Source organism: Kribbella sp. VKM Ac-2566, assembly GCF_004366005.1.
In the GTDB taxonomy this organism is placed as follows: Bacteria; Actinomycetota; Actinomycetes; order Propionibacteriales; family Kribbellaceae; genus Kribbella; species Kribbella pratensis.
The window spans coordinates 352,250-378,017 of the sequence record NZ_SODT01000012.1 but is presented as its reverse complement, the minus strand read 5'-3'; the positions used below and the strand labels follow the sequence as shown (position 1 = coordinate 378,017).

Below are 25,768 nucleotides of genomic sequence, written 5' to 3'. Positions count from 1 at the left end.
TTCCCCTCCAGTTGGGCGTGACTGACCGCCCCGGCGACTCACCGGGGTCTGTTCTAGGGCTGCTATTCGGGGACGGGCAGGCCGGCTTCGACCTGGTCGAGCGCCGACGACAGCAGGTCGGCGATCGAGCGCGGCGGATCGGCCCGCAGCCACTCCGCCATCACGACCGCGCGGGTCGCGCCGATCACCTCGGCGACGAGTCGCGGGTACATCCCCGAGGTCCCGGTCCGGTCGGCGACCGCGGCCGCCAGTTCTTCACCGACGCGGGCGTACGCGCGCGCGATCGCGCCCTGCAGAGCCGGCTCGTTCATCATCAAGCGGATGCCGGTGAGCCACTGCTCGTCCGGCGGCCGCCGTCCGCCGTGGCCTTCCTCGCCGAGGGCGAAGTGCTTCTCGATCGCTGCCCGGATCGCGACCCACAACGGCTCGTCGGCCGGCCGCGCCCGGAGCTCCTCGGCGATCCGCAGGCTGCGGTCCACCTCGCGCGCGGCGATCGCGTCGGCCTTGCTGTCGAAGTAGTTGCGGAACGTCCGCAGCGAGACACCGGCCTCGGCGGCGATGTCCTCGATCCGTACGTTGCCGTACCCGCGCTCGACGGCGAGCCGGACCGCCGCCCAGCTCAACGCGATCCGCGTCTCCTGCTTCTTCCGCTCCCGCAACCCTCCGGCCATGCCTCGACCGTAACAGAACTTGCCCAAAGAGCAAAGATGCCTTTTAGGCAATTTCCTCCGACTTGCTGAGACCACGAGCAGGCCATGGTTGGGTAACCCCATGACGGTGCTGATGCCACGCCTCCGGCGCGGCGGGTCATGGGGCCGTAACTCCCGTCCTTCCCTCGTCGCTCCGGTCGCTTCGCTCCCTCCACTCCTCAGTCCAGGACGGGAGGCCCCATGACCGTGTCCCCGCTGGTCTGGGTGTTGACGCTGCTGGCGATCGTCGGCCTGCTGCTGTTCGACTACTTCTTCCATGTGCGATCGGCGCACGTCCCGACCCTGCGCGAGGCCGCCGTCTGGTCCGCGCTGTACGTCGGGATCGCGGTGCTGTTCGGACTCGGCACGCTCGTCCTCGGCGGCGGCGACATAGGCTCGGAGTACTTCGCCGGGTACATCACGGAGAAAGCGCTGTCGGTCGACAACCTGTTCGTGTTCCTGATCATCATGACCGGCTTCCGGGTGCCCCGGGAGAACCAGCAGAAGGTCCTGCTGGTCGGGATCGTGGTCAGCCTGATCGCCCGGGCCGGGTTCATCTTCATCGGCTCGGCGTTGCTGCACACGTTTTCCTGGGTGTTCTACCTGTTCGGGATCGCGCTCCTGCTGACCGCCGGAAACATGCTCAAGCCGGAAACCGAGGAGTCGCACCAGGCGCAGAACCTGGTCGTCCGGCTGAGCCGCCGGCTGTTCCGGACGAGCGAGGAGTACGACGGGGACCGGCTGGCGACCACCGTCGACGGGCGCCGGATGCTGACGCCGATGCTGCTGGTGATGGTCGCGATCGGCGCCACCGACCTGATGTTCGCGCTCGACTCGATCCCGGCGATCTTCGGCCTGACCCAGAACGTGTACGTCGTGTTCACCGCGACCGCCTTCAGCCTGCTCGGGCTGCGGCAACTGTTCTTCCTGCTCGACGGGCTCCTGGACCGGCTGATCTACCTGTCCTTCGGGCTCGCCGCGATCCTCGCGTTCATCGGGGCCAAGCTGATCCTGCATGCGCTGCACGAGAACAACCTGCCGTTCGTGAACGGCGGCGACCACGTCGAGGTGGCCGAGATCAGCACCGGTCTCTCGCTGGTCGTGATCCTGGTCGTGCTGGTGATCACGATCCTCGCGTCCCTGTTCAGCACACGCGGGCGGACGCAGACCGCGATGGCCCACATCCGCCGGGACGCGACGGCGTACCTCGATCCGGAGTACACCGACGACCCGGCGGAGCGGGAGCGGGTGTTCCAGCGGTTGCTGCGGGCCCGCGACCACATCACCGAGCTAGGCCCGAAGGCCAAGCAGCAGGTGTGGAACGAGGACGACCTGATGGCACTGTGCCGCGAGGTCGGCGAGGCGCACGCCGCCGCCCACGCCGACCACGAGATCCGGCCCAGCCTCTGATCCGGCCCAGCCTCTGATCCGGCCCAGCCTCTGATCCGGCCCAGCCTTTGATCCGGTCTAGCCTTTGACGGCTCCCGACGCGAGACCGCTCACGTAGAACCGCTGCAGGCCCACGTACAGCACCACGCACGGGATCATCGCGATCACCGATCCCGCGACCAGCGAGCCGAAGTTGATCTCGCCGTACGCGCCGGCCTGGACGTTCACGAGCGCGACCGGCAGCGTGTAGAGCTCGTCCTTGGTCAGGAAGGTGAGCGCGCCGAGGAACTCCGTCCAGGCCGCCAGGAACGCATAGAGCGCGACGGTCGCGGCGCCCGGTGTGATCAGCGGACGCAGGACGGAACCGAGCATCCGGAACGTTCCGCAACCGTCGACCTGCGCCGAGTCCTCCAGCTCCACCGGCACCGAGGCGAACGAGTTCCGCATCACGAACACCCCGAACGGCAGGTTGACCGTCGTGTAGAACAGCACCAGCCCGAGCAGGCTGTCCGTCAGCCGCAGGACGTTCATCTCCAGGTACAGCGGCGTCAGGATCGCCTGGAACGGGATCATCATCGACACCACCACCAGCGCGAACAGCACCGGACCGCTGCGGAACCGGAAACGCGCGAACCCGTACCCGGCGAACGTGGCGAGCAACGCCGTCAGTATCGCGGTGCTGATCGCGACGATCAGACTGTTCCCGACCGCCCGGATCAGGTTTCCGGGTCCCTCGATCAACGTCCGGAAGTTGTCCCAGGTCAGGTCGAAGAACGTTTTCCCGTCCGGGGCCGCGACGATCACGTCGTTCGGCTGCACCGACCGGAAGAGGGCCCACAGCAACGGTACGGCGAAGACCAGGAACGCGCCGCCACCGCCGATCACGTAAAACGTGTTCTTGAGTCGCATCGTCACTCCTTCTCCCGGAGCAGGCGGAACTGGGCCGCGGTGACGAGACCGATCACGATCACCAGCACGATCGACAGCGCGGTCGCGGCGCCGAGCTGCAGCTGGACGAACGCCCGGTTGTAGATGTACTGGACCACCGTCGTGGTGTCGGTGCCCGGACCGCCGCGGGTGAGGATGTAGAACTGCGAGAACGCGAGCAGCGAGCCGATCACCGAGATGATCACCGCCATCGCGATCGTCCGCCGCAGGATCGGGATCGTGATCTCCCACTCCTGTTTCCACCAGCCCGCCCCGTCCAGCTCGGCCGACTCGTAGAAGTCACGTGGGATCGCCTGCATGCCGGCCATCAGCAGCATCATCGTCAGCCCACTGACCGCCCAGATCACCAGCACGCAGATCAGCCCGGTGGCGAGCGGCCCGTCCACCAGCCAGGCGGTCGTACCGTCGGTGATACCGAGTTCGCGGAGCACGATGTTGATCACGCCGCTGTCCGGCTGTGCCTCCAGGACGGTGACGAAGCTGAGCGTGGACAGTCCGACGACGAACGGCAAGAAGAAGACCGTCCGCAGCACCGTGGAGCCACGGCGTTTCCGGCGTACCAGGACCGCGAGCGCGTAGCCGAGCACCAGGATCGGCCCGGTCACGATGACCGTGTACAGCAGGGTGTACAGGACGGATTTGGCGAACGCCGCGTCGGAGACGATCGCGGTGTAGTTCTTCAGCCCGCTGAACTTCACCGTGCCGATCAACGGCCAGTTGGTCAGCGAGATCACCAGCGCGAACCCGAGCGGGATCAAGACGAAGACCCCGACGAACAGTACGGCGGGACTCACGAGGAGCAGCCCGGTCCGCGATGGATGCGTCAGCGAGCCGTGACCGGCGCGCCGCCGCGCCGCAGCTGCCTTGCGCAGTTCCGGATCCAGCCGGCGAGCACCTCGCACTCTGGTACTCATGCCTGCCCCTGTTTCAGGATGCGGTCGTAGTTCTGCTGTGCTTCCTTCATGGCGGCCTCCAGCTCGCCGTCGAACACGGCGCGGCGGAACATCTGCAGCCACGGCCCGTCCGGCTGGTTGTAGAGGAGGTTGTAGGAAAGCGTTGTCGGCGCGTACCCCTCCTGGATTCGCTCCAGCGGCAGCGTCGCCAACGGATACTTCTTCGCGAACTCCTCAGTTCGCGCATCGGACCGCACCGGCGTGTACCCGCCGGCCGGCAGATCGATCTGTTGCGGCAGATCCAGCGCGAACCGGACGAACTCCCACGCGCCCGACGCATTGCGCGCGCCGCGTGGGATACACATGTTGTCGCCGCCGTCGAAGAACGCCGCACCGCCGTCGGGCCCGGACAGCAACCGCGGCGCCACCTTCTGGTGGAACGCCTCGTCGGACGCGGACACGACCACGCTGTAGTTGGACGGGAAGATGCCGATCTTGCCGGCCCGGAAATCGCTCCCCCACCGGGACGCGTCGTCGGAGAAGTTCGCCCGTGGGACCAGGCCGTCCACCCACAACTGCCGGTGCAGCTCGAGCATCTGCCGGACGACGTCGTTTCCGATGATGTGCCCGGACTGGCTGCCGATCGTGCCTTGGATCAGGTCCGTGTCCGCAGCCCACACCATCGGCTGGACGACGAAGCCGAGCGCTCCCGGACTGTTCGCCGGGAAACTCCACGCGTAGATGTCGTCGCCGAGTTTCCGGAATTTCCGCGCTGCATCGAGCAGGTTTCCGAACGACTTCACCGCCTCGTCGGGATCGACGCCGGCCCGGTCACACAGCTCGGTGTTGAACCAGAACATCGAGTTGTCCGCGAGGTACGGAACGCCGTACACCCGCTCGTCCTTGGTCGCCAGCCGGAGATGGCCCGGGCTGAGTTTGTCCCGGAAGTCCAGAGCGGCGAGCGGTTCGGTCAGGTCGGTGAACGCGTCGCGGTAGATGAACAGCATCGAGTTGATGTCGTCGATGTCGACCAGGTCCGGCACCGTCCGGCCGCGGATCGCGGTCGCCAGCTTGGTCACGTACTGGGCGTCCAGGACCGGTGTCAGCTCGACGGTGAGCCGGTTCTGGGACGCATTGAACTTCTTCACCAGGTCGGTCAGACCGCTCTGCGTCGCCGCCCGGCACCACACCTGCACGGTGCCGGTGGCGTCCTGCCCGAAACCCGCCGCCTGGACGTCGGGTTCGGGCAGGACCGAGCTACAGCCCGGGAGCAGACCTGCCGTGGTCGCCGCGGCGCCAACGCCGAGGAATTTCCGCCGGGTGAGCATCGTCAGGCCCTGGGCAGCCAGACCCGCATGGCACCGATCTCCCGGTTCGCCCACGCGTAGTACGGGATTGCCGTCACCTCGACCTCGTCACCGGTCGAGTCGCCCGCATCGCCGGTGAACGGCCAGCCCTCGCGGTGACCGGTGCCGGTACGTCCTCGTGCCGACAGGACTGTGACCCCGCCCAGCAGTTCCGAGCTCTGCGCGACAGGGGCCTCAGGCAACAGATGGAGGTCGTCGACGTTCGCGGTGTTGTCCGCCTGCTCGACGGCGTACACCAGCGGTCCCCGTTCGATGGCGACACACCCCCGCACCGCGTCGATCCGCGGATCCGCACCGACCAGACGCGGTGTGAGCGGCAACTGCAGGTCGATGTCGGCGGCCTCGACCCTCGCGTAACCACCTGCCTCGACTGGCTGCCCGTTGACCGTGGCACCATCCGCCCATCCCGGAATGCGCAGCTCCACCGCCACCGGTGTCGCGCTGGTGATGCGGACCGAGCCGTCCCACGGGTAGTTCGTGTCGACAGTCAGCTCGACATCGCCGGACTTGATGACGCCGGCGGCGTACTGATGGATCTGGATGGCGTCGTCGGTGGTCGTCGCGAGGTAGCCGTCGAGGCTGGACAGGGTGCGCATGATGTTCGGCGGACAGCACGCGCAGTCGAACCAGCCGCGCCGTCCGTGCGCCGGACTCCGACCGGTGTCCGGGTACGCCGCCCCGCGCAGCTGCAACGGGTTGACGTAGAAGTACTCGGTCCCGGCCAGCGAGACGCCGGCAAGGAAACCGTTGTACAGCATCCGCTCGATCGCATCGCCGTACGACGCCTCACCGGTCGCGAGCAGCATCCGCCAGGCCCACTGGATTCCGCCGATCGCGGCACACGTTTCCGCGTACGCACGATCCGGCGGCAGCTCGTACTCGTCGCCGAACGCCTCGCCCTCCCAGCGCGCGCCCAGCCCGCCGGTGACGTACGTCTTCGTGGACCACATGTGCTCGAACTGCCGCTGCAGGGAATCCAGCAGCTCGGAGTCGCCGGTCTCCAGCGCGACGTCGGCCGCACCGGCGGCGAGGTAGACCGCGCGAACCGAGTGCCCCTCGACCGTCGTCGCCTCGCGGACCGGGACCCGGTCGGAGAAGTACGCCGGCGCGTGTCCGTGCCGCTCGATGATCCCGTGCCCACGCGCCTCCACGAACCATTTCGCCAGGTCCAGGTACGCCGTCGTACCGGTTTCTCGATAAAGCTCGACGAGCGCCATCTCGATGACCGGGTGGCCGTCGATGTCGACCGTCTTGCCGTCGCCGAACGTCGCGACCAGATGGTCGGCCAGCTTGGTCGCGACGTCGAGCAGGGCCCGGTCGCCGGTACAGCGGACCTGGGCGACCGCGGCCTGGATCAGGTGTCCGGCGCAGTAGTGCTCGTGGCTCCAGACGAGTTGCTGGTAGCGGCCCTCGTCGCCGTACCGGAGCTGGACGACCGAGTCGAGATACCCGTCTTCGCGTTGGGCGGCCGCGACGACCGCGGTCAGGTCGCGGATGCGCTGCAGCAGGTCGTCGTCGGGGTTGCGCCCGTACTCCCAGGCCGCGGCCTCGAGCCACTTGTAGACGTCGGAGTCGGCGAACACCGGGCCGATCGCCTCGCCCTCGCCGATACCGGCCGCGAGGCGGAGGTTCTGCAGGTTTCCGGCCTTCTCGAGCTGGTCCTGGCCGCTCGGAATGGCGTCCGCGCCGTTGCGGGCCTGCCGCGGCGCCCAGAAGCCGCCGGTGATCGTGACCTGGCCGAGTCCCAGGGGGTGCCGGCGGCCCTTCGTGGTGGCCGCCGGGCTGCGGGAAGTAGTGACAGTTTCCGGGGAAGCGCTCATCTGCCGTGACTCCTGAGTTAGGAAAATCCGGAACACGTTTTCCTGGACGAAGGTAGAGAGCCTGAGGCGCCAGGTCAACCCCTGCCTGTGGATAAACTCCGGGCCGGTGGCGATTCGTGGGGTACTGTGCCGGAAACCTCAGGAAAGGAGTTGCCGCATGGCGTCACGGAGCATCCGCACGCCCGGGATCAAGGACGTGGCCGCGCTGGCCGGCGTCTCGGCGAGCACGGCGTCGAAGGCGCTGAACGACACCGGGCAGCTCCGCGCGGCGACCCGCGAGCGCGTCCGGCAGGCTGCCGAACAGCTCGGTTTCACCCCGGACAGCCGCGGCCGCGCGCTCGCGTCCGGGCGCAGTTTCACGGTCGGTCTGATCACCACGGACAGCTCCGGCCGGTTCAGCATCCCGATCATGCTCGGCGCCGAGGACGCGCTCAGTGCGGGCGAGATGGCACTGGTCCTCTGCGACACCCGCGACGACCCGCTCCGCGAGCAGCACTACCTGAAGTCGCTGGTGTCGCGCCGGGTGGACGGCATCATCGTGACCGGCCGGCGGACCGAGGCGCGGGAGCCGATCGACGTGCCGATCCCGGTCGTCTACGCCTTCAGTCCGTCGACCGATCCGGACGACACGTCGGTGATCGTCGACGACCACGGCGGCGCCGCGTCGGCCGCGCGGCACCTGCTGTCCCTCGGCCGCGAGCAGATCGCGCACGTCACCGGGCCGGAGTCACACCTCAGCGCACAGATCCGGGCCGCGGCGACCATGGGGGCCGCGCGGGAGGCGTTCGTCGGCCAGCCGCTGTACGGCGAGTGGAGCGAGCGCTGGGGCCGGCACGCCGTCGACGTACTGCTCCGGGCGCAGCCGACCGTGGACGCGATCACCTGCGGCAGTGACCAGATCGCCCGCGGCGTCTGCGATCGCCTGCGCGAGCTCGGCCGCTCGGTCCCCGACGACATCGCGGTCACCGGGTACGACAACTGGTCCGTGATGGCGCTGGCGAGCCGCCCACCGCTCACGACCGTCGACATGGAGCTCGAGGAACTCGGCCGCCGGACGGCCAACCTGCTCCTCGACGTCATCGCCGGTTCGCCCCGCCGCGGCCAGCTGATCCTCCCCACCCGCCTGATCACCCGCGAGTCGACACTCGGCACCTGAGCGGGCCGCGCGGTGGCCGTCCAGTCTTCGGATGGTCACCCGTACGACGGCCGTTGGTTGCCGAAAACCCTCTAGATTGATGCAGTGCTGCGCAAGCTGGTGATCGGCGTGGCGGTCATTGCCACCTTGATGGCGGGGCTGGGGACCGCGCGCCTGGTCCTTCCGTGGACCGATCCTGCCCGTGGCGTGGTGAAACAGCTGGCGTTCCTGCGGGCCGAGCTCGAAGGCGGCGCGGATGTGGCCGCACAGAAACAGTTTCCGGAGGGCTATTTCTTCCTGAACGTGCTGTACGGACTGACCTGGGTCCAGGTCGGCATCGACGATCCCGCGCGATCCGCGGACGCGACCGCGGAGGTGCGGTGGGCGCTCGAGCGGATCGCCTCCACGGACGGAACCGCTCCGTTCGACGAATCGCTGCAACCGCAGTACGGCGTCTTCTACGCGGGCTGGACGAACTGGCTGCGCGGCGGGCTGATCGCGCTCGGGCGCTCGGATGCCGCCGACCGCGACAGGTTCACGAGCGAATCGGTGGAGATCGCCACCGCTTTCCGGACCGCGGAAACCCCGTTCCTGGCGGCGTACCCGGGGCAGGCCTGGCCGGTCGACTCGGTCGTCGCGATCGCCTCGCTGCGCCTGTACGACGCTTTGGTCGCACCGCGCTTCGAGCAGATCGCGCAGAACTGGGTGACCACGGCGACGACGAAACTGGATCCGGCGACCGGGCTGCTCCCGCACCAGGCCGTTCCGCAGGTTTCCGGCGCGCGCGGTTCGTCGCAGGCGATGATCCAGCGGTTTCTGATCGACGTCGATCCGGCGTTCGCGCGAACGCAGTACGAGATCTTCAAGGACAAGTTCGTCACCGGGCTCGGCGTTCGCGAGTACCCGAAGGGCACGACCGGCCAGGGCGATGTCGATTCCGGGCCGTTGGTGTTCGGGAGGAGTTTGTCCGCGACCGTCGTCGCGATGGGCGCGGCGCGGGTGCACCACGATCCGCTCGCGGATCGGCTGGCGCGCGAGGGTGAGCTGGTCGGCCTGCCGTTCAGCGGCTTGAAGACGAAGCGGTACCTGTTCGGCGCGATGCCGATCGGGGATGCGTTCCTGGCCTGGTCGACGTCGGCCCGGCCCCTGGTCTCCACCGAAGAGGCCGCCGGTGGCCAGGGAAGTCGCGGCCAGCCGGAGCTCGACGGCGGGTCCGGCTGGTGGCGGCTTCCCTGGCTGGTGCTGCTCTGGCTACCAGCGTTGATCCTCTGGGGCGCGCTCCGCCTCAGGCATCGCGGCCGAAGGCGGAAGCGAGCGCACTGAGCTTGCGCGGCAGGTCGTACTCCGCGCCGCCTTCGTGCCCGTTGTAGGTGAACACCTCGATCTCCGCGGGACCGGCGTACCGGTGGTAGGCCGCGAACACCGTCGACGGTGGGCAGATGTTGTCCATCAGCGCGACCGAGAACCACGCCGGGCAGGTCGCCCGGGCGGCGAAGTTCACCGCGTCGAAGTAGGACAGCGTGCCGATCGCGGTCTCGGTCTCGAACCGGTGACCCTTGAGCCAGCGTGCGATCTCGGCGTACGGGCCGTTGTCGGTGATCTGCGACGCCCGCCGGTAGTGCGACAGGAACGGTACGTCGGCGATGGCGGCGGACAGGTCGGCGCGCAGGCCCGCGACCGCGATCGCCAGCCCACCGCCCTGGCTGCCACCGACCACGGCGACCCGATCGCTGTCGACGTCCGGGCTGCTCTTCGCGGCGTCGACCGCACGGACCGCGTCGGTGATCAGCCGGCGGTAGTAGTGCTTGGCCGGATCCTCGATTCCGCGGGTCAGGAAACCCGGTGCCGACGATCCGTGCCCTTCCGGCGCGATATCCGGAGTTTCCGAAACGGTTTTTCCGCCACCGCCCTGGCCGCGGTTGTCCATGATCAGGTGCGCGTACCCGGCCGCGCTCCAGATCAGCCACTCGTACGGGATTCCGCGGCCACCGTTGTAGCCGATGTACTGCACAACCGCGGGCAGCGGCCCGGTGCGATGGCGGGGCAGGAGCAGCCACGCCTTCACCGGTTGACCACCCCACCCGCTGAACGTGACGTCCTGGACCTCGACGGTCGCAAGACGTGCGTCGTACGGCGTGAACCGGGCATCGATCGGGCGGCCGGCCGCGTCGTCGAGTGTCTGCTTCCAGAACACGTCGAAGTCCGCGGGCTCCTCCGGCTCCGGCCGGTACTCACGCAACCGGTCCAGGGGCATGTCGACCAGCATTAGTTTTCCTCTCGGTAGCGGTCGTCTCAGTGGAAGCAGACCGTGGCGGCGTTGCCGTGGCGGTCGGTCGTGTCGACGACCATGCGCCAGCCGCGACCACGGCGGGTGACCGTGACGCCGGCATCGGCCTTCGTCAGCAGCAGGTCGGGCTTGTCCAGGTGGACGGTGACCGAGGTGCGGGTCTGCGTCGGATCCGAGATCGCGACCGTTCCGCCGGCGACCACGATCGAGGCCGGGCCGTCCGCGGTGAGTTCGGCGACGGTGCCGGCAGTCCAGAAGTTGGCTGCCAGGACGTCGCGCAGCCGGACCGCGTGCGCCGTACTGTCTGCCTGTAGTTTCTGGACCGGGAGCTTGCCGGCGAACGACTTCGTCTCCGCGAGGGTTGCGGTCGGCAGCTGCACGTAGAAGTAGCCCTCTCCGACCGGCGCCGTACCGTGCGCGAACCACACCGTTTGGTAGGGCCGGCTGACCGGGGTGTCGGTTCCGTACTTGAGGTTGATTTCCCGCCAGGTCGCGGTCCGGTTCTCGCGCAGCGTCTGCACCGGAGTGCGATCGGGGAACACGTAGCCGCCGGTTCCCTCGAGATGACACCAGCCCGGCGCGGCGGTGAAGGTCTCGGTGCCGGTGCGCAGTTTGCGGTTCTCGACGACCGTCTCGACCGTGCCGTCGCCGGTGATGTCCGACCCCAGGCACACCATCACGTCGTCGATCAGGAACCAGCTCTTCAACGCCCGCAGGTTCGTCCCGTACCCACGCAGATCCATGCCGTAGGCACCGATCGTCCGCCGCGGAACCGCCGCACCCCCGACCCAGTCCGCCTCGCTGGTACTGCGGAAACCGTAGGAGTCGGCCAGCCGCCGGGTGTCGATCGTTGTCCCCGGCAACCGGTACGGATCGACTGTCGGCCAGTAGTCGCCCGAGTAGTGACCGAGGTCGTCGTCGTACAGCAGCACCATCCCGTCCGACAGGTGCCAGCCGTGCAGGTTCTCGGTCTGGATCGACTCGTAGTTGTAGATCCGCGACGAGTACGCGCTCAGTCCGATCGTGAACGACGGACGGTGGTGCGCGACCTTGTCCATCCGGGGGTACTGCTTGTGCACGACGAGCGGACCGCGGGCCGGTGCCGACGACGCGAGGACGTTCCGGGCCGCCACCAGCGAGGCCGGATCGGTCACCGTCAGGAAATCCCGGAAAGTATCTTCGGTGATCCACTGCTTGACCAGCGCGGTCAGTTGCGCGGCCCGTTCCGCCGGGGCGGCCGGGATCAGCCGCAGCGTGCCCTCGATGATCGTCTGCGTCGGCGCGTGGTTCTGCTTGCTGGGACGGGCGATCTCACGGCCGCAGACCGAACCCATCAGGTCACCGCGCACCATCAGCGGATCGAAGGCGTCGTTGATCCAGCCGTAGATGTTCTCGAGCTCCGGATCGGTGACGGTCCACTCGGTCCCGCCGAGCAGGTAGAGCAGAGAGGAAAGCGTTCCGAGCAGTTCCTTGCCGTAGCCGCCGTTGTACGGATGCTTGTAGTGCTGCAGGAACGATCCGTCGCTGTAGAACCCCTCGCCGGTTCCGTCGATCCGGCCGGGCGCATCGTTGAAGGCGAGCACGCTGTTCGCGCCGCTGCCCTCGACGTCACTGATCGCGTCGCGGACGCGGACGAGCGCCGCGGCGTCGCCGTCGAGGACAGCGCGGACTGCCACCACGGTGGCGATCCAGACCCGGTTGGCGCCGGTCGCGATCTGGCGGTCGGCGCGCCACAGGTTCGGGTCAGGCGTGTAGTAGTTGATGGCCTGCGTGTACGTCGTACGCACGTCCGCCGGAATCACGTCGTACAGCAGGACCAGCGTGTCCGCGAAGGCGGAGGCGCCGCCGATCTCCCAGTCGTAGTCGTTGTCGTACCGCGGCAGTGTGGGGCTGTAGCGGTTCGCGTGCATCCATTCGAGTGCGCCGCGGATGTCGTCGGCAACGGAGACGTTTCCTTGGTAGGCCGATCCGTTCGTGGCCCAGGCGACCGCGATCTGCTTGATCCGGCGGAAGTTCGAGGCGACGTGGTTGGAAAGCGTTGTACTCGCGAGATCCGGCCAGAGGGTGATGCGGTTCGCCGAGCGGTCGAGGGTGGCGAGCGCGGACTGGGCCAGGCGGTCGACGCGGGCGATCGCGACGGCGAGATCCGGGTCGGCGGGGTCGACGGTCGGGCCGCCGGTGAGCAGCGTCTGCCAGCGGAGGCGGAGCTCGTCGGTGGACGTGGCAGCCCAGGTAGGTGTCGGGAGGGCGAGGAGTGCGGCCCCGCCGATCATTCCGCCGAGAACACTCCGGCGGCGGAGGGTGAGGTCAGGCATGTGGGTCCTCTCAAAGAGCTAGGGCGATCGCCCTTGCGCCGGCTGAGTTGGGGTGTAGGCCGTCACCGCTGTTGAACTCGGGGCGGAGCCGGGCGGGATCCGCTGGGTCGCGGAGCGCGGCGTCGACGTCGAAGAGTCGGTCGAAGAGGCGTCCTTGCCGGAGTACGGCGTTGACGTGGTTACGGACCTGGTCGAGTGCGTCGGTATAGCGGATCCAGCCCTTGAACGGGCCGATGGTCGCGCCGATCACCTCGAGGTCGTTGTCGTGCGCGCGGCGTACCAACTGCTCGTAGGCCTGGAGGATCCGGGCCGGGTCGGTCTGGCTGGGCGGTTGCTGGATGTCGTTGATGCCCAGGAACATCACCAGCGTCGCGACGTTCGGCAGGCCGAGTACGTCGCGGTCGAACCTGGACTGACCGCCGGGTCCGAAGCGGGCGTCGTCGAGCAGAACACGGTTTCCGCTGATCCCGAGGTTGGCGATCGCGGGGCGCCGGCGGAAGCGCGCGGCGTACTGGTCGGGCCAGCGGAGGTTGGCGTTGTCCGGTGTGCCGACGCCCTCGGTGATCGAGTCGCCGAGGACCGCGACCACCTGACGTCCGGCCGCCGGTACATCGACGGCAGTGAGCAGAAACACCGAGTTCGTGGCGCGATCCCCGATGGAGCCGGTCGCATGCACGTTCCGGTGGAAGCTCAGCGGACCGGTCGGACCGGGTAGGTACATACTCACCACCAGATCCCCGCCATCCGGCAGGACCAGCGCGACCGGATCGCTCACCACGGTGGCCCCTGCGGCCAGCACTACGTCCTTCTCGCCGCCGAACGACACCGGCTCGGCATTAGCCGTCACCGGCCCCACGACGACAGGCGCAGAACCAAACGGATTCGCAAACCGCAACCGAACCGCAGGATCGGCGCCGGCCACACCACCAACCGCCGGAACACCCTCGCCCGACTGAGACGTGGTGCCGGCGGAGAGCCGGAGTTTGTATCGGAGGGTGGTATCGGTGAAGCCGCTCGTTGCGTCGGCGTCCGCGGCGGTGGGAGCGGTCTGCGCAGTCGCCCAACTCGCAGCCCACCGGTGTTCGCGCGAGTTCGTGGGCGCTGAGGTGCCGGCGATGGCTGCAGCGGCCGGCGTTGCGCCCACCGCAGTGCCAAGGATCCCGACCGCTGCGCCGCCGAGGACTCTGCGACGCGACACACCGCCGTCTGCGCTGCCTGCGCCTGGGCGGCGCGCGACACCGCCCACGGAGGGACGCCCGTCCGATGGGTCGCCCGTTCGGTCCAAGGGCCTACTCATCAGCAGGCCGCCGTGGGGGTGAAGTTGGCGGCGTAGGTGCCGACGGAATCTCCGCCGGTGTTTCCTGACATGGTGTTTCCGCAGACCTGACCCTGCGGCGTCCGCATGAACTTCACGCCGCCCGACGCGTTGTTCGTGATCGTGTTTCCGTAGACGTGGTTGTCGACGCCATCGGTTTCCGTGTCGCCGCCGAGGCGGACGCCGGCGCCGGTGTTGTCGTGGATCGTGTTGTAGCGGAACGTGTTTCCGTTGCCGCGGGCGTCCAGTCCGCCCGAGCTCGAGTCCTTCTGCTGACTGCAGTCGTTGTGCTCGATCACGTTCGCGGTGGAGTTCTCCTTCACGTCGACACATTCGTTGCCGTACGTCGCGATCGTGTTGTGGTGGATGTGGTTGTTCCGGCTGCGATCCGCCTGGGCGTCCGGTGCGCCGTTCTGACCCTGCTGCTCCGGCGCGGTGCCGAGGTAGATCCCCTCGCCGTTCTTCCCGCCGTCGTTGAACTTGAAGTCGTACACCCCGCACGGGCCGACGGTGTTGTCATGGACGTCGGCGTTCGTGATCAGGTACCGCAGCCGCAGGCACTCGCCGCCCGCGTTCTTCAACCGCATGTTCCGGATCGTCAGCGTGCCCACGCCGTCACCAGGCGACGTGCTCATCACGTACACGAGCTTGTCCCGGTACCCGTCCTTGCTGGACGACGACCCGAACAGCCCGTCGATCGTGAACCCGTCCAGCGTGACGCTGTCGTGCTGGATCTGGAAGATGCGCGAGTTTCCGGCGCCTTTCACGACCGCGGTCGACGGGCCGGTGATCGTGACACCGGACCTGATCGTCACCGCGTCCTGGAGATAGGTGCCGGAGGCAAGATGTACGGTCGCTCCGCGGGGCGCGGTATCAAGCGCTTTCTGGATGGTCGCGAACGGCGTACCGGTCGACGTACCGGAGTTCGCGTCGCTGCCGGTGGTGGCGACGTAGTAGTCGGTCGCCGCGTGCGCGGGGACCGCGGGCAGCGCCAGCGCGGCGCCGAGAAGCAGGATCGGGACAGCTCGGGACATGGTGGTCCTCCTGGTTGGGCGGTTTGCTGCCTATGAGTGCTGTCTGGCTAGGAGTGGTCGGCGACGAGCAGGCCGACCAGAACCGGAACTGTGGTGCCGAGGAGCAGGGGACCTGCTGGTACGACGAGCGAGAAGACAGGCGCGGCGACGGCGGCACCGAGGAGTGCGGTGCCGCGCGGTACGGAGGTGAAGGCGAGCCGGAACGCCGTACGGCGCCAGTCGGCGGATGATCCGGATGGGTCGCGGCCCGCGGCGACGGCGAGCGCGAGGTGGTAGGTGACCGCGGCGGCGATCAGACCGACGTGGATCATGAACAGCGTCAGGACGAGCGGCCCGGATCGGCCGGACAGGAACGATAGGTTGCTGGCGGCAATCACTGCGGCGATCGTCATCAGGACGGAGTGCGGGAGCAGCGGACGCCAGTACTTGCGCCAGCCGACGAACACGCCGGTGAAACACCGCGCGTCACCGTCGGTCCGCCACCGGTTGAGCGCGAACCCAACCGAAGCCAACGCCGGCAACCACGTCACAATCCCCAAACACAACACCGTGAACGCCGCCCCCGCCGCCGCCGGATTGGCAACCCACCCCAACCAGTCCAACGCCCGCCGACCGACCCCGCCCCCTCCCCGCCGACCCACACCCGCGGCGGCTCCCTGGGCTGTGGCGCGGGGTGGGTGCTGGCCGGCGGGGCGGGTCATAGGGTGACCGTCCTGTCTGCGGTGCGGATGATGGCGCGGACCGCCACGCCATCACGATCGGCTTGCCGCAGGTGACCGCCCGCTCCGACGGCCGCATCGGCGGCAATTGTGATGGCCTGGGCGTCCAGTGCTCCTTCGTCGTCGGCGAGCAGGACGGTCTCGTCGTCGAAGGCGATGCCGAAGCCGTGGCTGAGGTCGAGCCGGCGAGCGGTCGGCGGGGTCGGGTGGAGGGCGGACGTTGGCTCGATCGTGGTGAGGAGAGTGGCGGTCGTCGACTGACGGGCGGTGGCGCGGAGCGTGTGCATTGTGCGGGTCAGGCGAAGGCTTGGGGTACTGGACGTCGGGTTGGCCTCGACCTCCGTCACCGCAGACTCGACGGTCAGCGGCGTGTGGAATCGGACCCACGCCTGCGCGGACCCGGAACGCAGCGCGATCTCGTCGGCGTACTCGATCGGCCAGTCGGCATGCAGCAGGAGCGTCCAGTCACGCGGGGAGTCGGCCGCACAGCGATCCAGCAGGACGAGCCGTCCCGCGGGGGTGAAGACCAGCGTCCGATCGAGCCGCGTGATGCCCAGTTCGGGCGGGTACATCGCAGCGATCTGCGCGGTGGCATGCGCCATCCCGTCGACCGCGTATACGTCGACCATCCGCGCCTGACGCTCGTACGGGATCCCCTTGTAGACGTGATACCTGTCCTCGTCGGCGTACCCGAGGCCGTCGACCAGGATCAGGTTGTGGTCGCCCGCCCGCTTGCGGTTGCTGTATCCCTCGTCCACGGCCAGGAACGCGCCCCGCGACGTAAGAACGAACGATCCCGAGTCGGGATGATGGTGCCCGGCGCTCAACGTGTCCCATCCGGGCTCGCGGTCCAGCCGGTGCGACATCTCCCAGGCCTGGTGCCCGCCACCCGGCGCCGCCTTGAACGACACCATCGTTGCCTCGTCCTCCCATCCGGTCCGCGCCGTGACGAGGCCGAGGTCCGGAAAGTACGCGGACAGCGGCGCGGTCTTCGCGGGATCGACCGGCGGCAGCGAGTCGTCGTACCAGAGCAGCTCGAGGTACGCCTCCGGCATCACGCCCGGCTTCACGCCGCTCGCGTATGCCTCCCGCCAGAAGAAACGTTCTGACACGAGGTCCGCCAGCCACTGCGCCTCACCGATCCGGTACGCGGACGCCAGTTTCCGGTACAGCGCCACACTGTGTCCGCTCCGCCGGTCGTGACAGTCGCCGTGATCGATGTTTTCCTCGAACCCGGGCGCGCACTGCTGCAACCGGTAGGAAAACGTGTTCGCCAGGAACCGGCAGCGCTCCCACCAGTCGAGTCCTTCCTGGTCCTGCAGCAGATCGAGGTACGTCGCCAGCCACGGAACGCCGTACCGCCAGTAGACGACGCCTTCCATGTCCGACCCGTCGGCCGGCAGCAACTCGATGACTGTCTCGAAGTTCCGCCGGGCACGTTCGGTCCACTCGGTGCGACCCAGCGCGTACCCGGCAGCAGCGAGCCCGGTGTAGCAGATCCAGTTGTGGTTCTGCCAGTACGACGAACTCCACCACGAGCCCTCGGACTCGACGGCGAACTCGTACAACCGCGAACCCTGCAACTCCAGCTTGGCGCGCAGCTCGTCGGCCAACTCGAAGTCCTCGCCGAGCCAGGTGGAGGCGAGGGACAAGCCATGGAGCAACCACCCCGCGTCGAGATCGTGGTCCGGCAGGTGCGCCTTGCCCCAATGGGGGAAACCGATTGCGTCCGAGATCCAGCGGGCTGCCTCAGACCGGTAACCCTCGTTGCCGGTCAGGCGGTAGGCGAGCGCAAGGTTCGCGGCGGCCGGGCCGAAGTAGGTGATGCTCGCGGACGGGTGCTCGGTCGGCGGGGTCTGCGTCCGGTACCAGTCGCACTGCTCCCGCAACCGCCGCCACTGCGCGGCATACCGCCCGTCGAGCCCGTCACGCACCTCCGCGATCCGATCGTCGAACATCACAGCCCTCCGATCGCATGCTCATGCCCGTCGACGGTGATCACGTCCCCGACCAGCCGCACGTCCACAGGCGCGGTCGAGTAGACAGAGCAGTACGTCGCGTCCGCACCGACCACCGTCCAGTCGACCCACGTCCGCACCCGCTGCGGGTCATCAGCCGGCCCAGGACCCGGCCGAACCACCGGCACAGCACCACTCAGTACGACGTCACCCGGTTCGGCCTCAGCGCGCACGCCGCCGACGTGGTAGCCGTAGAGCATCTCGTCCCCGATCCAAGTCGTGCGGATCGCGTCCGGACCAACCTCCACGGTCAGCTCGACATCGGGCCGGAACTGCAGCACGATCTCGCGCTCGCGATCCGCTGTCACCCGGACGACATCCACCAGGTAGTTGTCACCAGCAATCAGCTTCCGCGTCGCGCGAACGCCCTCGTACCAACCGTCGATCGTGGCCGTCACCGAGTCCTCGTCGTGCGTCAACTCGCCCGTTGCCTCGGCGGGTTCGAGGTTGTCGATGCGGATCGTCGGATGCGCGGCGACGGACTTGTAGTGGGCGCGCCATTGGGCATGCCCGTACGGGACCTGACCGGGATCGGGTTGCCACGGCGTAGTCGCGCCGTACAGGTAGAGCGCGAGCTTGTCGTGGTGCCCGTGAGAGCCACCGTGCGGCCCGTGGTCGAGGATCGCGTGAATCCCGGGCACGCGAATCACCGCATAGGACGAGCTCAGGTGTGAGCCCTGGAACGAGGTTGGCTCCGGGGCGCGGGGCGGGCCGCCGAACCAACCGGTGAGCTTGTCCTCCAGGCCGTCGTACTCCGAGCCGACCTCTGCCAGAGCTCGAGCAGCGACGGCGTCCAGACCATGGGCGGTTGTGAACTGCCGGGCCAGCGCGACGATCTCCAGCCACTCCAGCGCCAGTGGCACCCGGAGATACGGGCCGTCGTGGAGGGCCGGAAGAATACCGCCCTCGGTGGCGATTGATGCGAGGGCCGTGATCATCTTCTCCAGGCGATCAGGCGCCAGGGACGGGTCGAAGCCACGCAGGCTCAGCAGATAAGCGCGCAGTACGAAGCCGTGGTAATACGTGCTGGCTTCCCACTCCCAGCCGTCATCGCCGGTGGCCGCCTCCAGATGCGCGAACTGCCCGTGCTCGCCGGTCAGCCACTCCTTCTCCCCGGACCACACCTCTCCCCGAACGGCCGCAGCCGCCTGGCTCGCCGTCGTACCGAGCGCGTTGAACCACGCCGTGTAGTTGGACGAGAATTTGTCCTGGGCAACCATCGCCTCACGCGCCCGGTGCGCCCCGGCAACCATGTCATCGAGCATCGGCAACGTCTCACGCAGTTCGGCGCGCCCAGCCAGGTTCAGGATCGAGTGTGCGATCGGCACACCCCACACCGCATCGGTGAGCGCTTGATGAAAGAGCCGCCCGCGCTGCATCCACCCCTGCGCCTGCTCGTGCTCTCCCGCCTTCGTGAGGTCCGAATACAACCGCGCGTACGACGCGAGCAGCTCAGCCCCACCGCCGTCGTACGAGAGCAAGCGGATCCGCCGCGCCCAGAAGTGATGTGCCAGCACGGTCCACGCGCCGCGCACCGCGGGCGTGTCGACCCGGCAACCGTAGGAACACGGAACCCCACCGGCCGGAAAGTTTCCGGAATCGAATCCGACGTGCGCCAACTCGACGCCATGGGCCGGGCACACGTACTCGTGCCACCAGCCACCGCGTTCCGTAGGCGGATTTCCGTTCAGCGCGGCCACGTGCCACCGTCGATGTCGATGGTGATCCCGGTCAGGTACCCGGACGCCGGCAGCGCCAGGAACCGCACCGCGTTCGCCACGTCCGCGACCTGCCCGGCGCGGCCGATCGGCGTGCCCGCGACCATGTTCGCCTGCGCCGCCTCGGTGGAAAACGTTTGATGGAACGCCGTCTCGGCGATGTACCCCGGCGCGATCGCGTTGACCGTGATCCCCTGCGGCCCGAGCTCCTTCGCCAGGCCCTTGGTGAACCCGCGGATCCCGGCCTTCGCCGCCGCGTAGATCACCGACCCGGGACCGCCGCCGTTGTGTGCGGCGAGCGAGGCCATCGTGATGATCCGCGGGTTCGCCGACTGCACGAGGTGCGGAATCGCGGCCCGGGTGGTCCGGAACGTCGCGCCCAGGTTCACGTCCACGACCTGCTGGAAGTGCTCGTCGGTCATGTCCTCCACCTTGACCCGCCCGATCAGATGACCGGCGTTGCAGACCAGGACGTCGAGACCGCCGAGGAAACCGGCCGTTTCGTCGAGCAGCCGGTCGACGTCCGCCGTACTCGTCACGTCGGCGCCGACCGCGATCGCCTTCCGGCCGAGCTCCTCGATGTCGGAAACGGTCTGCGCGGCCGCATCGGCGGACTTTCCGTAGTGCACCACCACGTCCGCGCCGGCCGCCGCCAGGCCGAGCGCGATCCCGCGACCGATGCCGTGCCCGGCACCGGTCACCAGCGCGCGCGTCCCCTGCAGTTCCCCGGTCATAGAAACAGTCCTTTCAGTCAGTATCAGCTGAGTGTCATTTGATGCCCGCGGTCGCGAAACCTTGGACGAAGTAGCGCTGCCCGATCAGGAACAGCACCACCATCGGCACGGTGGCCAGCGTGGTCCCGGCCATCAGGAACGCCCACTGGGTGTCGTTCTCGGTGCGGAAAACGGAAAGTCCGACCTGGATCACCCGCAGACTGTCGCTCTTGGTCACCAGCAGCGGCCAGAGGAAGTTGTTCCACGACCCCTCGAACGTGAGCAGCGCGACCGTGATGAACGCCGGCTTCACCAGCGGCGTCATGATCCGCGCGTAGATGCCCAGCTCACCGAGTCCGTCCAGCCGCGCCGCCTCCTCCAGTTCCACCGGTAGGTCCAGGTAGAACTGCCGGAACAGGAACACCGAGAACGGGCTGACCGCGCCCGGGATGATCAGCGCCCACCAGGTGTCCAGCCACCCGGTGCCGCCCTGCCCGGTGATGTCGTTCCCGCCGAACAGCGGCATGAACCGCACGATCAGGAACTCCGGCAGGATCTTCGTGTACGTCGGGATCATCAGCGCCCCGACGAACGCGAGGAAGATCAGCGAACTGCCCCGGAACCGCAGCCGCGCCAGCGCGTACCCCGCCATCGAGGCGATCAGCACGTTCAGCACGGTGTGACTCGCGGCGATCACGAAGCTGTTCCGCGCGTACGTCGCGAACGGCGCGGCGTGCAACGCGTCCACATAGTTGCCGAAGGCCCACTTCGTCGGGAACAACCGCGGTGGGACCGCGGCGATGTCGCCGGGGCTCTTCACCGAGGTGAGCAGCATCCAGACGAACGGCACGATCATCACCACAGAGATCGCGGTCAGGGTCAGGTAGAGGGCGATCCGGCCGGTCCGGGCCCGGCCGGAGGTCTCAACGGGTGGCACGGTCACCTCCGGTGATCCGCCGGTTCAGCAACGTCAGGAACAGCAGCAGTGCGAACAACACCAGGCTCTGCGCGCACGCGTATCCCATCCGGAACTCCCGGAAAGCGGATTTGTAGATTTCGTAGGTCATCATCGTCGTGCTGTTGGCCGGCCCGCCGTCGGTCAGGATGTACACCTGGTCGAACGACTGGAACGCGCCGATCACCGACGTGACGAAGACGAAGAACGTCGCCGGCCGGAGCAACGGCAGGGTCAGGCTGAAGAACTGCCGGAGCTTCGACGCGCCGTCCACCGACGCCGCCTCGTAGAGATCGGTCGGCAGACTTTGCAGCGCAGCCAAGTAGATCAGCATCTTCAGGCCGATCCCCTGCCAGATCCCGACCACGATCACCGCCGGCATCGCCCAGTCCGTCGACGACAGCCACGCCGGGCCGTCGAGGCCGAGAAACGACAGGACAGCGTTGGCCAGACCGCTCCGCGGGTCGTAGATCCACAGCCACACCAGGGCCACCGCGATCGTCGCGGTCACCTGCGGAATGAAGATCGCAGTCCGGAAGATCGCCCGTCCGGCCAGCCGCGTGTTCAGCATCAGCGCGATCAGCAGTGCGATGCCCATCGCCACCGGAACTGTGAAGAACGTGTAGATGCTGGTGTTCAGTACGGCGCGCCGGAAAACGTTGTCGGAAAGCAGATCACGGAAATTTTCCAGGCCGATGAAACGCGGCGGCGTGAGCACGTCGTACGACGTGAAACTCAGCACGACCGCGGCGACCAGCGGGATGCCGATCCAGATCAGGGCGTGCAGCACGGCCGGCGCGACCATCAGCAGACCGGCCCGGCGGCGGGCACGCTGCAGCCCCCGGCGCCGGGGCGGAGCAGCGGAGGGGCCGGATGCGGTCGCGCGCACCCGATCCCGCGTCGGCACCATCGTTCCGCTCACAGTCGCGAAATCGCTTCCTTGCTCAGGTTCGCGAGCTCGTCGATCGCTTCCTTGGCGGTCCGCTTGCCGACCACAGCGGTCTCGAGCGTGGTCTTGATCTTCTCCCGGATCTCCATCCAGGCCGCCGTACCGCCTTCGGACCGGGCCTTGCTCATGTTGTCCAGGGCAAGCTTCACGAAACCGTTTTCCTTGACGTAGTCCGAGGTCCGCAGGTCCTGGACACCGGGCACGGATCCGCGTTGTTCCGCGGTCGGCAGGATGGATTCCGGCGTACCCATGAACTCCACCAGCGCCTGGGCCGCGGCGGCGTGCTTGGACGAGGCCGACCGGGCCACCATGGTGCCGCCCTGCAACATCGCGGGCACCTTGTTGGCCAGGATGAACGCCCCGACCTTGTCCTCCTTGAGCAGCTCCGGGTTCTGTTTCTTGAGCTGCACCCAGAGCGAGTTGTTCGACATCATCATCGCGGAGCGACCCTGCTGCAGGGTGGTCGGCTGACCGGCGGCCGACTTGAACGAATAGTCGGCGGACTTGTCCTTGATGACGTCCAGGAACAGCTGCAACGCCTCGACGCCACGGTCGTCGTTGAACTTGACCTGCTGCCCGCTCTCGTCGAACAGGTTGCCGTCGTTGGCGAACAGGAACGTCTCCCAGCACTGCCGGAGATCGATCGAGAACGGGTCGAAGCCCACCCGGCTGAGCTTGCCGGAGCTGTCGCTACGAGCCAGTTCCTTGGACATCTCCCGCAGTTCGGCCCAGTCCTTCGGCGGTGCCTTGATCCCGGCCTCGGCGAACAGGTCCTTGCGGTAGGTGACGATGCGGGTGTCGAGGACCATCGGCAACGCGTACAGCTTGCCGTCGTACCGGGACGGCTCGAGGACGCGGTCCTCGTACTCGTACCGCTTGGCCAGGTCGTCGGGCAGCGGCGCGAGCACCTTCTTGTGCGCGAACGGCGGGATCCAGCCGACGCCGAGCATCACCACGTCCGGCATCAGGCCCCCGGCCAGGCTGGTGGTGATCTTCTCGTTCAGGGCGGCGTACGTCGTGTAGTCGACCTTGACCGTGACGTTCGGGTTCTTCTGCTTGAACGCCGGCAGCAGCTTGCCCTCCAGCAGGTCCTTGCCGGTGCTGCCCTCGAACAGCGGGGTGAGCAGGCTGATCTCGCCTTCGACGGGTCCGTCGGCGGTCGCCTGGCTGTTGCCGGACGGCGCGGAGCACCCGGTGGCGGCGGCGACCGCGCCGAGCCCGAGGGCCGTCAGGACTGATCTGCGGGTGTACTCCATGGCGCGCCTTTCGTGGTGCTGCGGAAGGGAGTGGTGCAACGATCTACCAGCCGGAGCGGCGCAGTTATGCGAGGCTGGTGCAACGATGCACCGCATGCTAGGAACGGATTTCATGGCACGTCAAGAGGTCGGCGCCATCAACTTCACGCTGGACTTTCGACGCCATCTGATGCATCGTTGCACTGCGACACGGCAGCACCGACGGGGTGACAGAATGCGCGGGTGGGCGGTGAATTGAGAACTGGCGAGGTGACGATCCAGCAGGTCGCGACCGAGGCCGGCGTCTCGCCGAGCACGGTGTCGAACCTGCTCAACGGGCGCAACCACCGGATGCTGCCGGAGACCCGGCAGCGGATCGAGCGCGCCATCGACAAGCTCGGCTACCGGCCGAACCGGGCCGCCCGGCAACTGCGCACCGGCCGGAACACCACGATCGGGCTCGTCGTCCCCTCGGTGGGCAACCCGTTCTGGGGCGCGCTCGCGCGGCACCTGGAATCCGCGGCGCTGGCCGAGGGGTACCACGTGCTGCTCTGCAATTCCGAGCGCGATCCCCGGCGCGAGCGCGATTACGTCGACGAGTTGTGGGCCGACGGCGTCCACGGCGTCGTACTGTGCTCGTCGCTGCCGTCGCTCGAGCATGTGATGCCGCTGGTCGAGCGCGGGCTGCAACTGGTCGCCTTCGACCGTACGTCGCAAGCCGGCGACCCCGCGTCGCTCGTCAGCATCAGCGTCGACAACGCGATCGGCAGTCAGCTCGCCACGCAGCACCTCACGGATCTCGGGCATCGTCGGCTGGCGTTCGTGTCCGGCGCGTTGGCGAGCGTCAACCGCAAGGAGCGGTACCGCGGGTTCACGGCCGGTCTCGAACAGGCGGGCATTGATCCGGCGACTTCGGTCCGGGCGCCGGTCAAGGGCGATGCGGACGACTTCGGCGATGTCGAGGCGTCCGAGTTGGGTCGCGCGGCCGCGGCGGAGCTGCTCGCGCTGGAGGAGCCGCCGACCGGGATCGTCGCGATCAACGACATGTGCGCTCTCGGGGTCTGCCGCGGGCTGCGGGACGGCGGTCTCGAGGTGGGCAAGGACGTGTCGGTGGTCGGGTTCGACGACATCGTGCTCGCGGATCTGTACGCGCCGACGCTCACCACGGTGCGGCAGCCGATGAAGGAGATGGCGGCGGCCGCGTTCACCCAACTCCGATCCCGCCTGGACGACTCCGGACCGACCCAGGGCCAGTCCCTGCTGTTCCGCCCCGAACTCATCGTCCGCGAATCAACCGCACCACCGACCTGACACTCCGCCCCGGAACCCCGGGCGCGAGGTCCCGGGGTGAGGTGCCGGCTCTGCCGCCGCGGCCTGCGGCCCCGAGGCGCAGCAGCCGGGTGTCGCGGGCGCGTCGTCGTCGTAGGGTGGGGCGGTGCAACGGATCTCCTCGCGGAACGCTCGGTTCCAAGTGTGGCAGGCGTCGCTGACCAATCGCACCAAACGGCAGCGGTCCGGCGAGTTCCTGGTGCAGGGCGTGCGCCCGATTTCGGTTGCCGTGGACAACGGTTGGCCGGTGCGCACCGTCATCACCGACGCATCCCGCCCCTTGTCCCGCTGGGCTTCCGACCTGCTGCAGCGACTGCCGGACGTCGAACGGGTCACGATGGCGCCGGAGCTGCTGGCCGAGCTTGGCGAGAAGGAGGAGCCCGAGCTGATCGCCGTACTGGAGCTGCCGGCGGACGATCTCGATCGGATCCCGGTCGGGCCGGAGTTCCTGGGCGTCGTCTTCGACCGGCCGACCGGGCCGGGGAACATCGGGTCGATCATCCGCTCCGCCGACGCGTTCGGCGCCGACGGGGTGATCGTGACCGGGCATGCCGCCGACGTCTACGACCCGAAGGCGGTCCGCGCGACGACGGGATCGCTGTTCGCGGTTCCCGCCGTACGCGCGCCCTCTCACCGCGAAGTCCTCGATTGGGTACGCCGGTCCACGCAGCCGGTCGTCGTGGTCGGCACCGACGAGCACGGGTCGACCGACGTCTACGACTTCGACTTCACCCAGCCTGTCCTGCTGCTGATCGGCAACGAGACCGCAGGCCTGAGTACGGCGTGGAAGGAAGCCGCCGACCACCTGGTCCGGATCCCGATCACCGGATCGGCCAGCTCCCTCAACGCCGCCAACGCCGCAACCGCGGTCCTCTACGAAATCTCCCGCCAGCGCTCACACTCTCCCCACTGACCACATCCCCGCACCACCCGTAGCCGT

General features: G+C 68.1%; 21 protein-coding genes. 5 read left to right on the top strand and 16 right to left on the bottom strand.

Translation table 11 applies throughout. The annotated features are described in order from the left end of the window. Nucleotides 1-62 precede the first annotated feature (62 nt). Nucleotides 63-671: a TetR family transcriptional regulator gene (locus tag EV647_RS28825; protein ID WP_134008326.1), complete on the bottom strand. Its 609-nt coding sequence runs from the start codon at nt 669-671 to the stop codon at nt 63-65. A 219-nt stretch (nt 672-890) separates the two neighbouring features. Here EV647_RS28825 and EV647_RS28820 point away from each other — a divergent pair, with 219 nt between their 5' ends. After that, a complete protein-coding gene (locus EV647_RS28820) occupies nt 891-2,099 on the top strand; it encodes a TerC/Alx family metal homeostasis membrane protein (RefSeq protein ID WP_134008323.1) in 1,209 nt (402 codons plus the stop codon). 57 nt (nt 2,100-2,156) lie between these two features. Here EV647_RS28820 and EV647_RS28815 read toward each other — a convergent pair whose 3' ends face one another. The 4 genes from EV647_RS28815 to EV647_RS28800 are packed head-to-tail and all read right to left on the bottom strand — an operon-like array spanning nt 2,157 to nt 7,106. Continuing rightward, nucleotides 2,157-2,987 (bottom strand): carbohydrate ABC transporter permease, encoded by an 831-nt coding sequence (locus EV647_RS28815; protein WP_134008320.1) that lies wholly within the window; start codon nt 2,985-2,987, stop codon nt 2,157-2,159. A 2-nt stretch (nt 2,988-2,989) separates the two neighbouring features. Continuing rightward, nucleotides 2,990-3,940, bottom strand: coding sequence for a carbohydrate ABC transporter permease (locus EV647_RS28810; RefSeq protein ID WP_134008317.1), 951 nt, complete (start codon nt 3,938-3,940; stop codon nt 2,990-2,992). Then, entirely contained in the window at nt 3,937-5,301 is a 1,365-nt protein-coding gene (locus tag EV647_RS28805; protein WP_202871195.1) for an extracellular solute-binding protein, read from the bottom strand. The genes EV647_RS28810 and EV647_RS28805 overlap by 4 nt, the downstream gene beginning before the upstream one ends. Beyond that, complete coding sequence (locus EV647_RS28800; RefSeq protein ID WP_134008313.1) at nt 5,250-7,106, bottom strand: glycoside hydrolase family 127 protein; 1,857 nt, start codon at nt 7,104-7,106, stop codon at nt 5,250-5,252. Before EV647_RS28800 ends, EV647_RS28805 begins: the two co-directional genes overlap by 52 nt. Nucleotides 7,107-7,263: 157 nt before the next feature. On the opposite strand from EV647_RS28800, the gene EV647_RS28795 reads away from it, so the two are divergent. Both EV647_RS28795 and EV647_RS28790 read left to right on the top strand, forming a co-directional pair. Continuing rightward, the gene (locus EV647_RS28795; protein WP_134008310.1) at nt 7,264-8,262 is read left to right on the top strand and encodes a LacI family DNA-binding transcriptional regulator; all 999 of its coding nucleotides are present in this window, start codon (nt 7,264-7,266) and stop codon (nt 8,260-8,262) included. 84 nt (nt 8,263-8,346) lie between these two features. Continuing rightward, a complete protein-coding gene (locus tag EV647_RS28790) occupies nt 8,347-9,564 on the top strand; it encodes a hypothetical protein (protein WP_134008307.1) in 1,218 nt (405 codons plus the stop codon). On the opposite strand, the gene EV647_RS28785 is transcribed toward EV647_RS28790, so the two are convergent. The 11 genes from EV647_RS28785 to EV647_RS28735 form a co-directional block, all read right to left on the bottom strand. Continuing rightward, nucleotides 9,527-10,507 (bottom strand): acetylxylan esterase, encoded by a 981-nt coding sequence (locus EV647_RS28785; protein WP_134008304.1) that lies wholly within the window; start codon nt 10,505-10,507, stop codon nt 9,527-9,529. The two genes, EV647_RS28790 and EV647_RS28785, sit on opposite strands and share 38 nt — an antisense overlap. Nucleotides 10,508-10,533: 26 nt before the next feature. Continuing rightward, a complete protein-coding gene (locus tag EV647_RS28780; RefSeq protein ID WP_134008301.1) occupies nt 10,534-12,843 on the bottom strand; it encodes a polysaccharide lyase 8 family protein in 2,310 nt (769 codons plus the stop codon). A 10-nt stretch (nt 12,844-12,853) separates the two neighbouring features. Next, a complete protein-coding gene (locus EV647_RS28775; protein ID WP_202876350.1) occupies nt 12,854-13,690 on the bottom strand; it encodes a GDSL-type esterase/lipase family protein in 837 nt (278 codons plus the stop codon). Between the two features lie 449 nt (nt 13,691-14,139). Then, nucleotides 14,140-15,192 (bottom strand): right-handed parallel beta-helix repeat-containing protein, encoded by a 1,053-nt coding sequence (locus tag EV647_RS28770; RefSeq protein WP_134008295.1) that lies wholly within the window; start codon nt 15,190-15,192, stop codon nt 14,140-14,142. A 47-nt stretch (nt 15,193-15,239) separates the two neighbouring features. Next, nucleotides 15,240-15,731, bottom strand: coding sequence for a hypothetical protein (locus EV647_RS28765; RefSeq protein WP_202876349.1), 492 nt, complete (start codon nt 15,729-15,731; stop codon nt 15,240-15,242). A gap of 158 nt (nt 15,732-15,889) precedes the next feature. Then, a complete protein-coding gene (locus EV647_RS28760) occupies nt 15,890-17,869 on the bottom strand; it encodes a hypothetical protein (protein ID WP_134008288.1) in 1,980 nt (659 codons plus the stop codon). Next, nucleotides 17,869-19,464: a heparinase II/III family protein gene (locus tag EV647_RS28755; RefSeq protein WP_134008285.1), complete on the bottom strand. Its 1,596-nt coding sequence runs from the start codon at nt 19,462-19,464 to the stop codon at nt 17,869-17,871. The genes EV647_RS28760 and EV647_RS28755 overlap by 1 nt, the downstream gene beginning before the upstream one ends. 152 nt (nt 19,465-19,616) lie before the next feature. After that, nucleotides 19,617-20,381 carry an SDR family NAD(P)-dependent oxidoreductase gene (locus EV647_RS28750; protein WP_134008282.1) on the bottom strand — a complete coding sequence of 255 codons (765 nt, stop codon included), beginning with the start codon at nt 20,379-20,381 and terminating at the stop codon, nt 19,617-19,619. A gap of 34 nt (nt 20,382-20,415) precedes the next feature. Beyond that, nucleotides 20,416-21,297 (bottom strand): carbohydrate ABC transporter permease, encoded by an 882-nt coding sequence (locus EV647_RS28745; RefSeq protein ID WP_238177442.1) that lies wholly within the window; start codon nt 21,295-21,297, stop codon nt 20,416-20,418. After that, on the bottom strand, nt 21,284-22,237 hold the full coding sequence (locus tag EV647_RS28740; protein ID WP_202876348.1) for a carbohydrate ABC transporter permease: 954 nt from the start codon (nt 22,235-22,237) through the stop codon (nt 21,284-21,286). The genes EV647_RS28745 and EV647_RS28740 overlap by 14 nt, the downstream gene beginning before the upstream one ends. After that, a complete protein-coding gene (locus EV647_RS28735; protein WP_134008279.1) occupies nt 22,234-23,520 on the bottom strand; it encodes an extracellular solute-binding protein in 1,287 nt (428 codons plus the stop codon). The genes EV647_RS28740 and EV647_RS28735 overlap by 4 nt, the downstream gene beginning before the upstream one ends. Before the next feature lie 222 nt (nt 23,521-23,742). On the opposite strand from EV647_RS28735, the gene EV647_RS28730 reads away from it, so the two are divergent. Both EV647_RS28730 and EV647_RS28725 read left to right on the top strand, forming a co-directional pair. After that, nucleotides 23,743-24,810, top strand: a complete 1,068-nt coding sequence (locus tag EV647_RS28730) for a LacI family DNA-binding transcriptional regulator (RefSeq protein ID WP_202870652.1) — start codon at nt 23,743-23,745, stop codon at nt 24,808-24,810. 124 nt (nt 24,811-24,934) lie between these two features. Then, nucleotides 24,935-25,741, top strand: coding sequence for an RNA methyltransferase (locus tag EV647_RS28725; protein WP_134008275.1), 807 nt, complete (start codon nt 24,935-24,937; stop codon nt 25,739-25,741). The last annotated feature ends 27 nt before the right edge of the window (nt 25,742-25,768 follow it).